Genomic DNA, 13,846 nt, shown 5'->3' with positions numbered 1-13,846 from the left:
GCGATCAGGCGCCGGCTTTTCCGGCCATACTGAGCAACGCCAGGATGCTGCGCCAGTTGCGCGCCGTGCCCGGCACCTTCAACGTACGCGGGATCAAATTGGCGAAAACCGATTTGCCGAGCCCGTCCGGGGCGTGAAGATAGAGCACGTCACCTTTGATCTCAAAGCGTTCCGGACCTGTGCACTTGTCGGCGAGCCGCTTCGCCTCCTCGGCTGTCGGTTCCCGCTCCAGCGCATAGGCGTGCAGCTTGGTCGGCTCGCCGGCGACCTCGGGATAGGGATTGTCCTTCACCAGTTGCTCAAACCAGCCGGCATCGCGCACCATGATGCGCGAATTGAAACCCCACTTCTTCTCGAAGGCCGCTTCGAGTTCCTTGGTCAGCGCCGCCGCGTCCCCCTTCATCGCCCCGAACACGACGTTGCCGCTCTGCACATAGGTCGCCACATCGCTAAAGCCGAGTTCCTCGAAGAAGGCTTTGAGCTCCGCCATCTTGACGATGCGGTTGCCGCCGACATTGATGCCGGAAAACAACGCGACGAAGACCATGCTTTGTCTTGCGCTCATATGATGAATCCCGCCAGCGTCTCGTTGTCGGTGATGTCCTGATATTGCACGCCCTCGGCATCGAAATTGGCCTTCAGCAGATCGAAATTGCGCCGGTCCTTGGTTTCGATGCCGATCAGCACCGAACCGAAATTGCGCGCGGACTTCTTCAGGTACTCGAAGCGGGCGATATCGTCGTCAGGACCGAGCATTTCGAGGAAATCGCGCAGCGCGCCCGGCCGCTGCGGAAAGCGTATGATGAAATACTTCTTCAGCCCCTCGAAGCGCAACGCTCGCTCCTTCACGTCCGGCAGTCGCTCGAAATCGAAATTGCCGCCGGAGACGACCGCGACGATGGTCTTGCCCCTGATCTCCTTGCGCGAAAAATCCTTGAGCGCGTCGATCGCCAGCGCGCCGGCCGGCTCCAGCACGACGCCCTCGACATTGAGCATCTCGATCATCGTGGCGCAGAGCCGGTTCTCCGGAACCAGCCGGACGGCATCGGCGGTGAAGTCCTTGAGGTGGCGCAGCGGCTCGCGGCCGATCTCGGCCACCGCGGCGCCGTCGACGAAATTGTCGACCGTGGCGAGCTTCACCCGCTTGCCGCTGGCCAGGCTCTCACGCAGGCTCGGCGCGCCCGCCGGCTCGCAGAACACGAAGCGCGGGTCGCGATGCTGGTCGGCGAAATAATGGGTCACGCCGGCGGCAAGGCCGCCGCCGCCCACCGGCAGCATGACAATGTCGGGCATGCGCCCGCCCGGCATCTGCGCCGCGATCTCGTAGGCCACGGTGGCTTGGCCCTCGATGATGTCCTTGTGGTCGAAGGGCGGCACCATATGCGCGCCGGCGCTTTCGGTGAACTCGAAGGCGGCGCGGTAGCAATCGTCGAAGAAGTCGCCGACCAGCCTGATCTCGACGAAATCGCCGCCGAACAGCCGCGTCTTGTCGATCTTCTGCTGCGGCGTCGTCACCGGCATGAACACGATGCCCCTTTTGCCGAAATGGCGGCAGACGAAGGCAAAGCCTTGCGCGTGGTTGCCGGCGGAGGCGCAGACGAACAGCTCGGCATTGTTGCCTGCGCCGAGCGCCTTGCGGAAGAAGTTGAAAGCGCCCCTGATCTTATAGGAACGCACCGGCGTCAGGTCTTCGCGCTTCAAAAGCACGCGGGCGCCGGTCTTCTTCGACAGATAGTCGTTCTCCTGCAGCGGCGTTTCCGGAAAGATCCCGCGGATCGCTTCGGCGGCCACGGCAACGCGAACCGAAAAGGTGTTCACCACAATCTCCTCATTTTCGGTCTCGCCAGCACGTGCCAACACGCAGCCGATGCCGCTAACCTTCCTGCCGTCCTTTTGGCTTTCGCGCAACACCATGACGGTCCTCGCCCGGCGCTGAGCCAATTTCCCCTGGACACGACTTACTTTAGCCGCACTTCGGCTGTCCGGGAGATTTCCGCGGAGGTGGACGGCCAATCGCGGCCGGAAGTGGAATTGCAGTGGAAGTGTCGACGTGCGGTTGAAGACAATTCTCATCATTGCCCTTGCCCTGCTGACGGCAGGCTGTGCGAGCCACCCGGCGCAGGAAATCCTGGGTAGCGTGGTCGTGCCGACCCAGGCTACCGAGATCGCCGGCAACCACTCGATCTTCATCGCCACCACGCGCAAGCGGTCCGACGACCCGAACAAGGTCTTCGACGGCGAGCGTTCGGCGACACTCAATTACGCCCGCGTCAACGTCACCGTGCCGCCGATCCACCAGACCGGCCAGATCGAGCGCCGCTCGCGCGGCAAATCGGACGACCCGACGAAGTATTTCATGGCCTCGGAAGTCGTCGGCTACGACACGCAGCCGAAATTCACCAGCGCCCTCAACGCAGACATCGACGCCCGCGGCGGACGTGTGATGGTCTTCGTCCATGGCTACAACACCGGCTTCGACGATGCCGTCTACCGGCTCACCCAGATCGTCCACGACTCCGGCTATCCGGGCACGCCGGTGCTGTTTTCATGGGCTTCCGGCGCCAAGACAACCGACTATGTCTATGACAAGGAAAGTGCCGCCGCCGCCCGCGATCAGTTGGAAGTGACGCTCAGGATGCTGGCGCAGACCGGCGCGCGGCGCATCGACATTGTCGCCCATTCGATGGGAACCTGGGTGACGATGGAGACACTGCGCCAGCTCGCCATCACCGGCGACCGCGATCTGAGCGGCAAGCTGGGCGACGTGGTGCTCGCCTCGCCCGATATCGATGTTGACGTCTTCAAGAGCCAGATGCGCCGTTACGGCAAGCCGGACAAGCCCTTCATCCTGCTCTTGTCGGATGACGACCGGGCGCTGCGGCTCTCCGGGCTGATCGCCGGCTCGCGGCCGCGCGTCGGCGACTATCGGGACGCCGCCGACCTCGCCTCCTATGGCGTCACGGTGGTCGACCTTTCCAAGGTCAAGGGCGCAGACAGTTTCAACCACACCAAATTCGCCGACAACCCGATGATGGTGCAGATGATCGGACAGCGGCTGCGCGAGGATGACGGCTTCGCCAGCGACCGCGACGTGACCGACCGCATCCGCCAGCTGGCTGCGCAGTAACAGCATTCGCCGGTTTCCGCGTCGCCTTGATTTTGAACTGGACCCGACCGCTCCCCGCCTTTATCGGAGTAATGGAGAGGTTTGCCACCCTTGGGGGACCCCGGGTGACTGTGCATGTGAAGATTGTTGTCGGCCTTGCCTTCGCGCTCGCCCTCGCCGGCTGTGCCGGCCCCACGCACGATCTGCTCAACCGCAAACCTGTCCCCGCGCCGGCCTCCGATATTGCCGCCAGGCATGAGATCTTCGTCGCCACCACCCGCCAGCAGGCGATCAAGGACCCACGCCAGGTGTTCGACGGCGACCGTTCGCTGACCACCAGCTACGCCCGCGTCGACGTCACCGTGCCGAAGATCCACCAGGTCGGCGCGATCGAGCGCGTCAAGGGCTCCGCCGACTCCAACCCCGCCAAGCAGTTCACGGCTACCGACATCGTCCACTATGGCGACGCGCAGCAATTCGCCAAGGCCGTCGGCACCGACATCTCCATGCGCGGCGACCGCGCTTTGGTGTTCGTTCACGGCTTCAACAATGGTTTCGACGACGGCGTCTACCGGCTGACCCAGATCGCGCATGATATGAACTATCCGGGCACGCCGGTGCTGTTCTCATGGGCATCGAGCGCCAAGACGACCGGCTATATCTATGACAAAGACAGCTCAACCGCCGCACGCGACGATCTCGAGGCGACGCTGAGGATGCTCGCCAAGACACGGGTCAAGAGCATCGACATCATTGCCCATTCGATGGGCACCTGGCTGACTATGGAAGCGCTGCGCCAGCTCGCCATCACCGGCGACCGCGATCTCAACGGCAAGCTCGGCTACGTCATCCTCGCCTCGCCCGACATCGACGTCGACGTCTTCAAGAAGCAGATGATCCGCTACGGCAAGCCCGATAAGCCCTTCGCCATCCTGCTTTCGGGCGACGACAGGGCGCTGAAGCTGTCGAGCTTCATTTCCGGCGACAAGCCGCGCGTCGGCGACTACGGCAACGCTGCGGATCTCGCGAATTACGGCGTGACGGTCGTTGACCTAACCCGGACCAAGGGCGGTGACGGCGGCCTGAACCACGCCAAATTCGCGGACAACCCGATCCTGGTGCAACTGCTGGGCAACCGGCTGCGCACGCCGGCCGGCCTTGCTTCGGATGAGCCCGACCCGACGCAGCTCAACAATATCGGCCAGGGCCTGGGCAAGGCGGTCGGCTCGGTCGCCGAGGTCGTCATCACCACCCCGTTCAAGGTGCTGACTATCGCTACCGGTGGCTAGGCGGCGAACGCCTCAGATAAAAAGATCCACTTTCTGGAACGTCGTCACATCGACCAAGCCCACATCCGAGATCCTGAGCTCCGGGATGACCACCAGCGCCAGCAGCGAGTGCTGCATGTAGGCGTTGTTGAGCGAACAGCCGACCTTGCGCATGGCCTCGGTCAGTTGCTCGGCCTTCGCCGCGACGATCTCGGCGCGCTCGTCCGACATCAGGCCGGCTATCGGCATCTCGACAAGCGCCAATTCCTTGCCTTTGGAATAGAGCACGACGCCGCCGCCCACCTCGCCCAGCCGGTTGACCGCAAGCGCCATGTCTTGCTTGTTGGTGCCCACGACGATTATGTGGTGCGCGTCATGCGCCACGCTCGACGCCATCGCGCAGTCTTCCACATAGCCGAAACCGGAAACGAAAGCGTTGGTGACGCCGCCCGTGCCGCGATGGCGCTCGACCAGGGCGATCTGGCAGATGTCATTGCGCCGATCCATGGCGACCAGCCCGTCCTCGACGGGCAGATCGGCCTCCAGCGCCCGCGTCGGCGCCTGGTTCTCGATCACGCCGATCACCCGCGCCCGTACCTCGTTGGCGCCCTGCGGCGCCGCAATGTCGAAATCCTTCGCCGCGAGCTTCTTGCCGAGCTTGACCGTGTTCTTCGCGGATTGCGGATAGTCATAGGCGGGGATGTCGACCTCCAGCTTGCCGGCCCTGGCCAACCTGACGCCGCGGCCATAGACCTCGTCGATGGTCATCTGGGCGAGATCCGAAACGATCAGCAGGTCGGCCAGTCGCCCCGGCGCTATAGAGCCGATCTCGCGCTCCAGCCGGAAATGCTGTGCGGTGTTAAGCGTGGCCATCTGGATCGCCGTCACCGGCTTCAGGCCCTGTTGGATGGCATGCCGCACCACGCGGTCCATATGGCCTTCATGCACCAGCGTGCCGGAGTGGCTGTCGTCGGTGCACAGGATGAAGTTGCGCGGGTCGATGCCGCCTTCGGTCACCGCCTTGATCTGCGCCGCGACATCATACCAGGCCGACCCCAGCCGCAGCATGGCCTTCATACCCTGGCGCACCCGCGCGATCGCATCCTCGGCGCGCGTGCCTTCGTGGTCGTCCTCGGCCCCGCCCGCGACATATCCATGGAACGGCAGGCCCAGATCGGGCGACGCATAATGGCCGCCGACCGTCTTGCCGGCCTTGACCGTCTCTGCGATCTCGCCCGACATAACCGGATCGTTGGCGGCGACGCCGGGAAAATTCATCACCTCGCCGAGCCCGATGATGTTCTCCCAGGTCATGGCCTCGGCCACGTCGGCGACCGTCAATTCGGCGCCGGCGTGCTCCAGCCCCGGCGCGGACGGCACGCAGGACGGCATCTGCACATGCACATTGATCGGCATCGCGACCGCCTCATCATGCATCAGCCTGACGCCCGGCAGTCCGAGCACGTTGGCGATCTCGTGCGGATCGATGAACATCGAGGTTGTGCCATACGGGATGACCGCGCGGCAGAACTCCGTCACTGTCACCATGCCGCTTTCGACATGCATATGCGCGTCGCAAAGGCCGGGCACCAGATAGCGCCCGCCGGCATCGACGACCTTGGTCCCCGGCCCAATGGCATGGCCGACATTCGCCCCGCAATAGGCGAAGCGGCCGGCAGCGATCGCGATATCGGTATGTGGGATGATCTCGCCCGAGTGGACATTCACCCAGCGGCCGTTGCGGATGACCAGATCCGCGGGCTTTCGGCCCATCGCGACATCGACCAGATGTGTCGCCGCCTCCGTCCACGGCTTCGGTTTTACGGCGCTTGTCGGCTTGGCGTTCGTCATTGGTGAGTCCTCTGCATGTGGCACTTTGGCAAATGTAGGCGCTTGGAGCCAGAGGATCAGGTCGTAAACCACTGTTGCAGAGATGCAATTCCGTTCAGCGGCAAAAGCGGCTAGTCTCTCCGAAGGAGTCTTTCGGAACCGCCATTTCGGAGTGCTCGATGCGTCGACTGACGCTCGCCAGTGCCGGCTTTCTTGCCCTGCTGTCCGGGTCTGCCTGGGCAGCGGATCTTGGCGCTGATCTGCCGATGACCGCGCCTGGCTTCGACTGGACCGGTTATTATGCCGGCATGCAGGCCGGCTATGGCTGGGGCCGGTCCGACATCACCGTCGATGGCGGTTCGGTTAAGCCCGACATCGATGGCGGTTTCGTTGGCGGCCACGTCGCGGGGCTCTGGCAGTTCGATCAGGCAGTGCTCGGCGCCGAGGCCGACCTCAACTACGCCTCGATCAACGGCACCGCCGGTGCAGGCCCGGCCAACACATTCGGGACCGACGTCAAGTGGTTCGGATCGGTCAATGCCACAGCCGGCTACGCCATGGATCGGCTGCTGATCTATGGCATTGGCGGCATCGCGTTCGCCGGCATCGAAACCTCGCAGACGGCCGGCACAAGCTTTGCCCGGACCCGTACCGGCACCGGCTGGACGCTCGGCGCCGGCGTCGACTATGCCTTGACCAACAATGTCGTCGTCGGCGCGCAATACCGCTATTATGATTTCGGCAAGGAGCATTTCGACGCTTCGAACACCTTCACCGAGCGCGACCAGGACGTGAAGCTGCAGACGCTGGGCGTGAATTTCAGCTATAAATTCTGAGGCTTGCCGCCATGGTGGCGGCTCCGTTTCTCATTGTCTCTTGAAATCAGGTGCTCTTGGGAGTCAGGTGGCCGGCGCCCGCAGGGGGCGGGGGAATGGGTAGGGGCCTGAAAGACGCCGGCCTCGGCGGGTCAACCCGCTGCGTGAGAACCCTAGCGATCCGACGGCGGACCGTAATTCCGCGATCGCGCCACTTTTCAGTCGCGCTAACCAACCCAAATGCTTTACCTCATGAGGGCCGAACAGGCGGATACATTTGGCTGAAAGGTTTCCAACCGGCGGTCAGGATCGGCCCGAACCTGTCTTTCCAGCCGGCATCGCGGCCAGACACTCCTCAAGCCGCCGAAGGCGAGCCTTTTGCCAGCGCAGCGTGTGCGCGACCTCGTGCAGGTTCCATTTGGCCTTCGAGTTGGCGGCATCGATCAGGCCCCGCTCGAGCCGATCGATCTCGCTACGCAGCTGCCGCGCCTCCTCCTCCCGCAGCCCCCTGATCCAGCCTGCCCCACGCATGGTTCCACCATCAAAACCGACCCCATGCTCGCACACAAAGGCTAATGAGATCGGTTTGCGGAAGCTGGCATTTTAAACATTACTAATATTAAATCTGCGCGACGGATCGCCCGCGCGAACTGCGGACGATCGGAAACATCGCTTGACGGCTCATATCAGGCGTCTGAAAAGGGCACGCCTGCGGACGTGGCGGAATTGGTAGACGCAAGGGACTTAAAATCCCTCGATCTCTGATCGTACGGGTTCGATTCCCGTCGTCCGCACCACGTTGAAATCATTAAACTATTCTGTTTCTACAATTGTTTTTGGCTACCCAGAGAAATTTGCGGTGGGTAGCCGAACGGGTAGCCGCACCGCCAGGAAAAGGCCGGAAAACTGGCACTTTCTGTTGACAACGGACCGGAATCGGGAGCTTTCTGCCGGCCAGGGGTGAGGGGCAAAATGACTATCTGCATCGCAGTTAAAGTTCACGACTGCTTGGTTTTCGTCGCGGACAGCGCGTCTTCTATGGTCACCACAGATGCAGCTGGCAACCAAATCGTGATGCGGGTCTATGACAACGGACACAAGTTGTTCAACCTAATCCGAGGGAAGCCCGTCGCCGCGATGACTTGCGGGCTTGGAAACTTTGGCAATTCATCGATCTCTACCATCGCCAAGGAGATACGCCACGAGATTGCTTCTGGTGCAGCCGGCATCGATCTGCAGGTCTATACGATCAAACAAGTCGCCGACTACGCGTTTGGGAGGTTCAGCGCGCTTTTTGCTGCGCTTCCTGACCCCGTTCGAAACGCCTCGTCATTTACATTCTTCGTTGGCGGGTACTCTGCCGGGGCCGCCGGTAGCGAACTTTGGAAGATGCAACTGACCGGTGCCACGGTGATCGCTCCGCAATTGATTGCTGGCGAGCAGGACTGCAGAATCGAGTGGGATGGTCAACCGGACGCCTGCGTTCGTCTTGTCTTAGGAATTTCGCCGCAAACTACAGCCATACTGACGCAAGCAGGAATCAGTGCCCAGGATGCGGCCGCCTTGACGCAACAGATCGCACAGGCGTCTCAAGCGCAGTTGCTGGAACCATCTATGCCGGTTCAGGATGCAATTGACCTGGCCCGGTTTCTAGCGGAAACCACTGTCTCGTTCGTTCGTTTTCTACCTGGTGCGAATACGGTCGGCGGCGACCTCGACGTCGCTACGGTCACAAAGTTCGAAGGTTTTCGTTGGATTTCTCGAAAGCATTACTATCCTATGGGGCTAAACGTGGAGACTAACCATGGCGCATGAACCGAAGAAGGTTGCTGGCCTCAGCCAGCCCCTGACCGCGGCGCCTATGCCGGAGTACGCGTACCAGCCTTATACCCCCTCGTTTCGTCAGGGCACCAACGACGAAAACAAAAAGAAGGACACTGCCGATCGGAAAATCGACCTGTCGGGGGTGGTATTGAACCTGTCATAAGCACCGAATGAAAGGCCCGGCCACTCGCAGCCGGGCCATCGTTTCGCGTGCGGAATGATCAGTGCCGCGTGGCCGACATCGCGTCCAGCATATCCCAAGCTGCATCCCGGTTCCGATGCTTGCCCGGAATGCGCACCCAGCAATTGCGGGCGAAGATCCTCGCATGAACGTCGTCATCGTCGGGATGCACTTCGCTCATAAGCGCGGTCCAATCCCAACTGCGCGACTTCACACGCATGACGTCGACCACATGCCAGCCCAGCGGCGGACGGTCCAACTCGCCCAATGTTTTCATGCCTCATCCCCTCTTTCCGATACATAGCTGAGGATCAGGGCATTCCTAGACATCGACACAAATTCGGGGCCTGCCTGTTTCGCCAAGTCATAGCGGCGCAGCAGTTCGGCAAGGGCGATCGAGCCAGTGCGCACGTAGCTGCCGCGACCTGTGGGGATGAGCCTGATCATTAGAACTTCCTACCGTAGTTGGTCTCAAAATCGCTCTCTGGCGTCCAGGCAGTGGCCTTTCGCCCCCGATAGTAGGATGTGAGGCGAAACCAGCGCTCCCCGCCATCGGTCTTTTCGGGATCAAACTGTACGAAGACTCGCTCCTCGTCGGGGTCGCCGTCATAAACGGTTGCATACCAGCCATCGCCTTCATACTCGGTGGTCTTGCGCCAAGCCCTAATGAGCAAGCCGCAGTGCCGGCCCCCGTTGGATTCCACCGTCCAATTGTAGATGTTATTATCCAGCGCTACCGCCGCTGCTTTCAGTTCCGCCAGCGCCGCCTGGAACCGGTCGACAGGCGATACTGTGTCCAGAGCGGTCGGCGCCGCTACAGCGCCTCCTATGGCCGGAATAGAGGCTATGCCGGCAAGGATCAGCCGGCGGTTCATCTTGGCTGCGGGCATAGCTTCGCCGGCGGCCGGAACGGTATTGTTCGGCATTTCACTTTCCTCATTGCCTGATATGTTGATTGCCGGTCTCGCCGGCTTACCCCCTTGGCGCCCAGGCCCCCGCCAATGGAAATCTTCACTCACTCGGGAGAGCGGGCAAAATCACAACCTTGGTCGTGCCCGATATCCACATGCTTGCTTGCAGCGCAGAGTGTGATACAAAATGGATCATACACGAATGATCCAAAATTGGTCAAGAATGATTTCTCCGGCACAAAGCAGAGCCGCTCGCGGGCTTATCGGCTGGTCGCAGACGAGACTGGCCGAGGCGGCTTCTCTGTCGCTCCCAACCGTAAAGCGCCACGAGACGGGAACCGGGGCTAAAGTGTCCGAAGACGCGATCAACCGGATGCAGACCGCTCTCGAAGCGGCCGGCGTCGAGTTCATCCCCCAGAACGGCGGCGGCGCCGGGGTGAGACTGAGGAAGCCATGAGCAGGGGCCGCGACTGGCAAACTGCAGTGCATGAGGCCGGACATGCCGTAATAGGCCGAGCGCTCGGCGTTCCGTGCGACAAGGTGACGATCGAGCCGGACGGCGACGATCACCTCGGATATTCGGTCATGGATGATCCGCGCTTCTCCTGGCAGCGAGGCGACGGGCCAAAGCGGCCGATCGTTGAGGCCTTCTGCATGGCCCTCTTCGCTGGCGCAGAAGCCGAGAAGTTTTTCCTTGGCAGCGTCGACATCGGCGACGGGGTCGACTGCGATAGGGCGACGAATTGCCTCGCTTGGCTGGGATTGCCCGGTGCCTCTTATGTCGGTGACGAGGTCTTTGACCGCAACGAGGCTCGCCTGAGGGCAAAGGCGCGCGTGGCAGTCATCCAACACCGGGCAGCGATTCAACGCGTTGCTGCGGCGCTGGTGGAGCATCGGACACTATCCGGCGATCAGGTTGACGCTCTCATTCGCTGAAATCGTCAAAGCCGCTCCCGAAAGGGAGCCTGCTTGCGCTAAAACGCATGTTGCTCCACGATAAAGGCGGGGGAGAAACCATGGCTGACCTTCGTAAAGCGACCAATCTCGATGAGCAGGTTATTGCTGCCGTAGTTCGCAGAACGCCGGACTCGGCAAATCATCGAATAGTCAATGTTCAGCAACACTTCCTAGAGGGCATTCTCTACACCGTGCTCTTCGAAGGGGTGCCGGATCCTGCTGGCAATCGTCCCACCTTCACCAATCGTGTCTACGTAACCAGAAACGCTATCGAAACGTACGGGCACGACGAAGCTCTTCTCCAGATCGTTGGTGCTAGGCATTCGAGAAGCGCCTATGACGTCTTCGCTAACAGCGATGTGGTTTCCGGTATAATCGCGCTGATCGTCACCTTGTTTATCGTGGCAAATTTCATCGTGTCGTATCGGACGGCGACACTGATCCCCGTTCCAGAGTATATCACCAGTGGATGGCTTCTGATCCTTGGCTTCTATTTCGGCAAAGCATCCGGCCGCACCGACTGAAAAGCTCCGCCAGCGCGCGTTTGCCTCCGCCGCTGTCCTACGCCGCCCTTGCCTCGATCGCCCTCTGGCGGGCTTCCCTTGCCAGCGCCATGCAGGCGATGTCACCCGCGCAACCTTCTGACGCGATGCACGTTAAAAGCCGGCTGAGCGCTGAAGGGGAGAGAGTTCGATGGACAGGATCGGCAACGGCGGCACTGGATTTGAGGCGTTCATGATTTTCATGATCGGCCTCGCTACCATCGCCGCCAGCATATCCATTTACGTAACCGGCCTCTAGGGAAACCGGATCTAAACCGTCGTTGGGGTGGGGCGGAAATTGGCGGACTTCAGGAAATTGACATGCCCGGCGTGCCAGGGTGGCGGGAAGGTGTTTGCATGCAGCCGCTGGAAAGTCACGGGTGGCACCTGTTGCCCGTCCGGCACTCACCAGAAAAGTTGCCGGGGGCGCACGATCAGGTGCACCTCTTGCGAAGGAACCGGGATCAGAAGGTCGGCGCCGGCAGATTAAGCCCTGCGTGATGCTGCCGCGGGATCAACAGCCCGCCGCTGTCCTGCACCGCCGAGGTGCCCGGAACGCTCTGGCGCAATCTTGTGGCCTGCTGCGCTGGCGTCATCATGGGTCGGTCTGCTCTGGCTCGATCCAGTCACGCCAGTGCGTAGGGTCGACATCCACAATCATTCCCGTAATGGCGTGCTTCCACCCCTTCAAAGTCCTTTCACAAGGGAAAACCAGCGGGTGCATGCCTTCCTCGTCCAGAACGGCGAGTTCCAGCCTCCGCAAAAAGGGCGCGGTTAGGATCTCTTCCCACATTGAGCGATTATGCGCCCTGTTAGTGTGCCGGCTTTGATTTTCGTCAGTTTCTAGGCGTGCTCTATGCCGCCTGCAGACGATCCTGGTAGGCCCGGGCCAGCGCCATGCATTGCATCGCCATCGACCGCGACAGCCCGGGCTGCCTCTCGACCCACGGCCCGAAATGTCCGCGCGGTAGCGTCGATTTCATGTGCATGAGCCAGCACCCGACCTTGACCTTGAGCTCGGTCGACCAGCGGCCGCCAGGAAGCGCCATAGCGTCGTTGTCGGCCGGCTCGGGCTCCGGTGGCGACATCAGCGCCAGATAGGCCCTGTGCACCGCCTGCTGCCTGTCCAGGGGGAGCTTGGCGAACTGGCGCACCGTCATGCCACAGCCGAAGGCCAGGACCGCGATATGCCGCTTCTCGCCCCTCATGCGGCCGAGCCGCCCATATTGCCAGTCGTTTGGCAGGCGATAGGTGCCGACGCCTTCGACCTCGATCTCCGTCATGCCCGCGGACTCCTGATGGCGACGCGCGGATGATGCATAAGTCGCGGCTTATCGGCAAGTCACGGCACGGCGCCACTTATCCTTCGTTCGCAGGTAGAGTAGCTTGCGCCGTTGGACAGGGAATAACATGGCCCAGACGGTCCGGTTCACGATCTTTGCGGTTTCGGCCGCTCTCGCCGGCCTGGCCTTTTTCGCCTTGCATTCCTTCTGGACGTGGGCCGCGCCGCTCCTGATCATATTCGTCGGCTCCATACTTGCCGAACGCGCCTTCAACCGGCTGGCCTCGAACGAAGAAAAGCAGCGCGATCTGGAAGACCGCGTGCGCAATCCACCGTTGTAAGCCGAGATTCCGATCGTCACCGCCGGCAGAGGCCAAGGACTAATGCGGAAGAGAGTGCACTTAACTCCTCGGCAGAAAGCGGCCAAACAAGCCGCCCGGAAGGCGGTCGTGGAGATACTTGGCCGCGGAGCGGCAGGGAAAACGCCGGAGGAACTGGCCGAGATGTTCAAGGCGAAGTTCGGCCCTCACGAGAAAGCTGAAAGCGACAAATCATCCTAGCGCCGATCCCAACAGAGCGCAGGACTGCCGGGCCGCTTATGGACAAGGTGTCCACCCCTTCCGCTGCTCCGGCGTCATCGCGTGGTTCGTGAACTGAAGGTTCCGGTCGTCTCGGCCGGCCGCACGGCATTCGTGGCAGTAGATGATTTTCAGCAGATCCCAATGCAGGCATGGCTGGTCCGGGCCGAACCGTTTGACTAGCTCGGCGACGTCAAGAACCGCGCGGCGCTGGCAACCGAAGCAATGGACCGACAAGCCCGTGCCCGCGGCCAGTTTTCCACCTAGCGTGGCTTCTGAAAACGGATATTCCTTGCCCATGACGATCCTCGTTGCTGAAAGGGTCGCCGCACCGATGAGGGATTTATTCCTGACACCTGCCGGCTTCAAGCCGACTCGTCGCGAAAGTCTTTCAGCGTCATCCGTGGCGTCGCAGGTGCGCATCAAAGATGGCGAGCTTGAACCCGTATGTCAGACGCGTTTGCGCGCCGCAGGCCGGTCGTGTCCCATCAGGTGGTGTAGCTGAGGGTTATGAAGCCGCTCGCGAGCGCGCCGTTAGCAGCGCTGTAGCGA

General features: G+C 61.6%; 19 protein-coding genes and 1 tRNA gene. 10 read left to right on the top strand and 10 right to left on the bottom strand.

Annotation, left to right across the window (positions count from 1 at the left end; all coding sequences use genetic code 11):
- Positions 1-4: 4 nt before the first annotated feature.
- Both P9272_RS32795 and ilvA read right to left on the bottom strand, forming a co-directional pair.
- Entirely contained in the window at positions 5-565 is a 561-nt protein-coding gene (locus tag P9272_RS32795) for a DUF1697 domain-containing protein (RefSeq protein WP_278164185.1), read from the bottom strand.
- Entirely contained in the window at positions 562-1,818 is a 1,257-nt protein-coding gene (gene ilvA, locus P9272_RS32790; protein WP_278164182.1) for a threonine ammonia-lyase IlvA, read from the bottom strand. Before ilvA ends, P9272_RS32795 begins: the two co-directional genes overlap by 4 nt.
- Before the next feature lie 232 nt (positions 1,819-2,050).
- On the opposite strand from ilvA, the gene P9272_RS32785 reads away from it, so the two are divergent.
- Complete coding sequence (locus P9272_RS32785) at positions 2,051-3,127, top strand: alpha/beta hydrolase (RefSeq protein WP_128257312.1); 1,077 nt, start codon at positions 2,051-2,053, stop codon at positions 3,125-3,127.
- Between the two features lie 104 nt (positions 3,128-3,231).
- The gene (locus tag P9272_RS32780; RefSeq protein ID WP_278164180.1) at positions 3,232-4,395 is read left to right on the top strand and encodes an alpha/beta hydrolase; all 1,164 of its coding nucleotides are present in this window, start codon (positions 3,232-3,234) and stop codon (positions 4,393-4,395) included.
- Positions 4,396-4,407: 12 nt separating this feature from the next.
- Here P9272_RS32780 and ade read toward each other — a convergent pair whose 3' ends face one another.
- Positions 4,408-6,225, bottom strand: a complete 1,818-nt coding sequence (gene ade / locus P9272_RS32775) for an adenine deaminase (RefSeq protein WP_278164178.1) — start codon at positions 6,223-6,225, stop codon at positions 4,408-4,410.
- A gap of 158 nt (positions 6,226-6,383) precedes the next feature.
- Here ade and P9272_RS32770 point away from each other — a divergent pair, with 158 nt between their 5' ends.
- Complete coding sequence (locus P9272_RS32770; RefSeq protein WP_278164176.1) at positions 6,384-7,040, top strand: outer membrane protein; 657 nt, start codon at positions 6,384-6,386, stop codon at positions 7,038-7,040.
- A 282-nt stretch (positions 7,041-7,322) separates the two neighbouring features.
- Here P9272_RS32770 and P9272_RS32765 read toward each other — a convergent pair whose 3' ends face one another.
- Positions 7,323-7,550 carry a hypothetical protein gene (locus tag P9272_RS32765; protein WP_128257316.1) on the bottom strand — a complete coding sequence of 76 codons (228 nt, stop codon included), beginning with the start codon at positions 7,548-7,550 and terminating at the stop codon, positions 7,323-7,325.
- A 180-nt stretch (positions 7,551-7,730) separates the two neighbouring features.
- Between P9272_RS32765 and P9272_RS32760 the strand changes: the two genes are divergently transcribed.
- The 3 genes from P9272_RS32760 to P9272_RS32750 all read left to right on the top strand — a co-directional run bounded on the left by P9272_RS32760 (position 7,731) and on the right by P9272_RS32750 (position 9,006).
- A tRNA-Leu gene (locus P9272_RS32760) sits at positions 7,731-7,816 on the top strand.
- Positions 7,817-7,991: 175 nt separating this feature from the next.
- Entirely contained in the window at positions 7,992-8,834 is an 843-nt protein-coding gene (locus P9272_RS32755; RefSeq protein ID WP_278164173.1) for a hypothetical protein, read from the top strand.
- Entirely contained in the window at positions 8,824-9,006 is a 183-nt protein-coding gene (locus P9272_RS32750; RefSeq protein WP_278164171.1) for a hypothetical protein, read from the top strand. Before P9272_RS32755 ends, P9272_RS32750 begins: the two co-directional genes overlap by 11 nt.
- A 58-nt stretch (positions 9,007-9,064) precedes the next feature.
- On the opposite strand, the gene P9272_RS32745 is transcribed toward P9272_RS32750, so the two are convergent.
- The 3 genes from P9272_RS32745 to P9272_RS32735 are packed head-to-tail and all read right to left on the bottom strand — an operon-like array spanning position 9,065 to position 9,950.
- Entirely contained in the window at positions 9,065-9,301 is a 237-nt protein-coding gene (locus tag P9272_RS32745) for a hypothetical protein (RefSeq protein ID WP_278164169.1), read from the bottom strand.
- Complete coding sequence (locus P9272_RS32740) at positions 9,298-9,471, bottom strand: hypothetical protein (RefSeq protein ID WP_278164167.1); 174 nt, start codon at positions 9,469-9,471, stop codon at positions 9,298-9,300. The genes P9272_RS32745 and P9272_RS32740 overlap by 4 nt, the downstream gene beginning before the upstream one ends.
- Positions 9,471-9,950 (bottom strand): hypothetical protein, encoded by a 480-nt coding sequence (locus P9272_RS32735; RefSeq protein ID WP_278164165.1) that lies wholly within the window; start codon positions 9,948-9,950, stop codon positions 9,471-9,473. The genes P9272_RS32740 and P9272_RS32735 overlap by 1 nt, the downstream gene beginning before the upstream one ends.
- A 172-nt stretch (positions 9,951-10,122) precedes the next feature.
- Here P9272_RS32735 and P9272_RS32730 point away from each other — a divergent pair, with 172 nt between their 5' ends.
- The 3 genes from P9272_RS32730 (at position 10,123) to P9272_RS32720 (ending at position 11,416) form a co-directional block, all read left to right on the top strand.
- Positions 10,123-10,392, top strand: coding sequence for a helix-turn-helix transcriptional regulator (locus tag P9272_RS32730; RefSeq protein WP_347404083.1), 270 nt, complete (start codon positions 10,123-10,125; stop codon positions 10,390-10,392).
- A gap of 83 nt (positions 10,393-10,475) precedes the next feature.
- Entirely contained in the window at positions 10,476-10,871 is a 396-nt protein-coding gene (locus tag P9272_RS32725) for a hypothetical protein (protein WP_278164163.1), read from the top strand.
- Between the two features lie 80 nt (positions 10,872-10,951).
- Complete coding sequence (locus P9272_RS32720; RefSeq protein ID WP_278164160.1) at positions 10,952-11,416, top strand: hypothetical protein; 465 nt, start codon at positions 10,952-10,954, stop codon at positions 11,414-11,416.
- Between the two features lie 482 nt (positions 11,417-11,898).
- On the opposite strand, the gene P9272_RS32715 is transcribed toward P9272_RS32720, so the two are convergent.
- Positions 11,899-12,033, bottom strand: a complete 135-nt coding sequence (locus P9272_RS32715) for a hypothetical protein (protein ID WP_278164158.1) — start codon at positions 12,031-12,033, stop codon at positions 11,899-11,901.
- 255 nt (positions 12,034-12,288) lie between these two features.
- Positions 12,289-12,717: a hypothetical protein gene (locus tag P9272_RS32705; RefSeq protein WP_278164154.1), complete on the bottom strand. Its 429-nt coding sequence runs from the start codon at positions 12,715-12,717 to the stop codon at positions 12,289-12,291.
- 127 nt (positions 12,718-12,844) lie between these two features.
- Here P9272_RS32705 and P9272_RS32700 point away from each other — a divergent pair, with 127 nt between their 5' ends.
- On the top strand, positions 12,845-13,057 hold the full coding sequence (locus tag P9272_RS32700; protein WP_278164152.1) for a hypothetical protein: 213 nt from the start codon (positions 12,845-12,847) through the stop codon (positions 13,055-13,057).
- Between the two features lie 255 nt (positions 13,058-13,312).
- Here P9272_RS32700 and P9272_RS32695 read toward each other — a convergent pair whose 3' ends face one another.
- Complete coding sequence (locus tag P9272_RS32695; RefSeq protein ID WP_278164150.1) at positions 13,313-13,594, bottom strand: hypothetical protein; 282 nt, start codon at positions 13,592-13,594, stop codon at positions 13,313-13,315.
- Positions 13,595-13,846: the final 252 nt, after the last annotated feature.

The sequence above is a fragment of the Mesorhizobium sp. WSM4976 genome (assembly GCF_029625685.1).
Classification (GTDB): domain Bacteria; phylum Pseudomonadota; class Alphaproteobacteria; order Rhizobiales; family Rhizobiaceae; genus Mesorhizobium.
This window is presented reverse-complemented; position numbering and strand designations above follow the sequence as displayed.

What these genes read in the sequence shown, in the direction of transcription:
- P9272_RS32765 (WP_128257316.1), bottom strand. Translation starts at nt 7,550, where the DNA reads ATGCGTGGGGCAGGCTGGATCAGGGGGCTGCGGGAGGAGGAGGCGCGG.
- P9272_RS32720 (WP_278164160.1), top strand. Translation starts at nt 10,952, where the DNA reads ATGGCTGACCTTCGTAAAGCGACCAATCTCGATGAGCAGGTTATTGCT.
- P9272_RS32705 (WP_278164154.1), bottom strand. Translation starts at nt 12,717, where the DNA reads ATGACGGAGATCGAGGTCGAAGGCGTCGGCACCTATCGCCTGCCAAAC.
- P9272_RS32770 (WP_278164176.1), top strand. Translation starts at nt 6,384, where the DNA reads ATGCGTCGACTGACGCTCGCCAGTGCCGGCTTTCTTGCCCTGCTGTCC.
- P9272_RS32695 (WP_278164150.1), bottom strand. Translation starts at nt 13,594, where the DNA reads ATGGGCAAGGAATATCCGTTTTCAGAAGCCACGCTAGGTGGAAAACTG.
- P9272_RS32700 (WP_278164152.1), top strand. Translation starts at nt 12,845, where the DNA reads ATGGCCCAGACGGTCCGGTTCACGATCTTTGCGGTTTCGGCCGCTCTC.
- P9272_RS32795 (WP_278164185.1), bottom strand. Translation starts at nt 565, where the DNA reads ATGAGCGCAAGACAAAGCATGGTCTTCGTCGCGTTGTTTTCCGGCATC.
- ade (WP_278164178.1), bottom strand. Translation starts at nt 6,225, where the DNA reads ATGACGAACGCCAAGCCGACAAGCGCCGTAAAACCGAAGCCGTGGACG.
- P9272_RS32740 (WP_278164167.1), bottom strand. Translation starts at nt 9,471, where the DNA reads ATGATCAGGCTCATCCCCACAGGTCGCGGCAGCTACGTGCGCACTGGC.
- P9272_RS32735 (WP_278164165.1), bottom strand. Translation starts at nt 9,950, where the DNA reads ATGCCGAACAATACCGTTCCGGCCGCCGGCGAAGCTATGCCCGCAGCC.
- P9272_RS32715 (WP_278164158.1), bottom strand. Translation starts at nt 12,033, where the DNA reads ATGATGACGCCAGCGCAGCAGGCCACAAGATTGCGCCAGAGCGTTCCG.
- P9272_RS32730 (WP_347404083.1), top strand. Translation starts at nt 10,123, where the DNA reads ATGGATCATACACGAATGATCCAAAATTGGTCAAGAATGATTTCTCCG.
- P9272_RS32750 (WP_278164171.1), top strand. Translation starts at nt 8,824, where the DNA reads ATGGCGCATGAACCGAAGAAGGTTGCTGGCCTCAGCCAGCCCCTGACC.
- P9272_RS32755 (WP_278164173.1), top strand. Translation starts at nt 7,992, where the DNA reads ATGACTATCTGCATCGCAGTTAAAGTTCACGACTGCTTGGTTTTCGTC.
- P9272_RS32745 (WP_278164169.1), bottom strand. Translation starts at nt 9,301, where the DNA reads ATGAAAACATTGGGCGAGTTGGACCGTCCGCCGCTGGGCTGGCATGTG.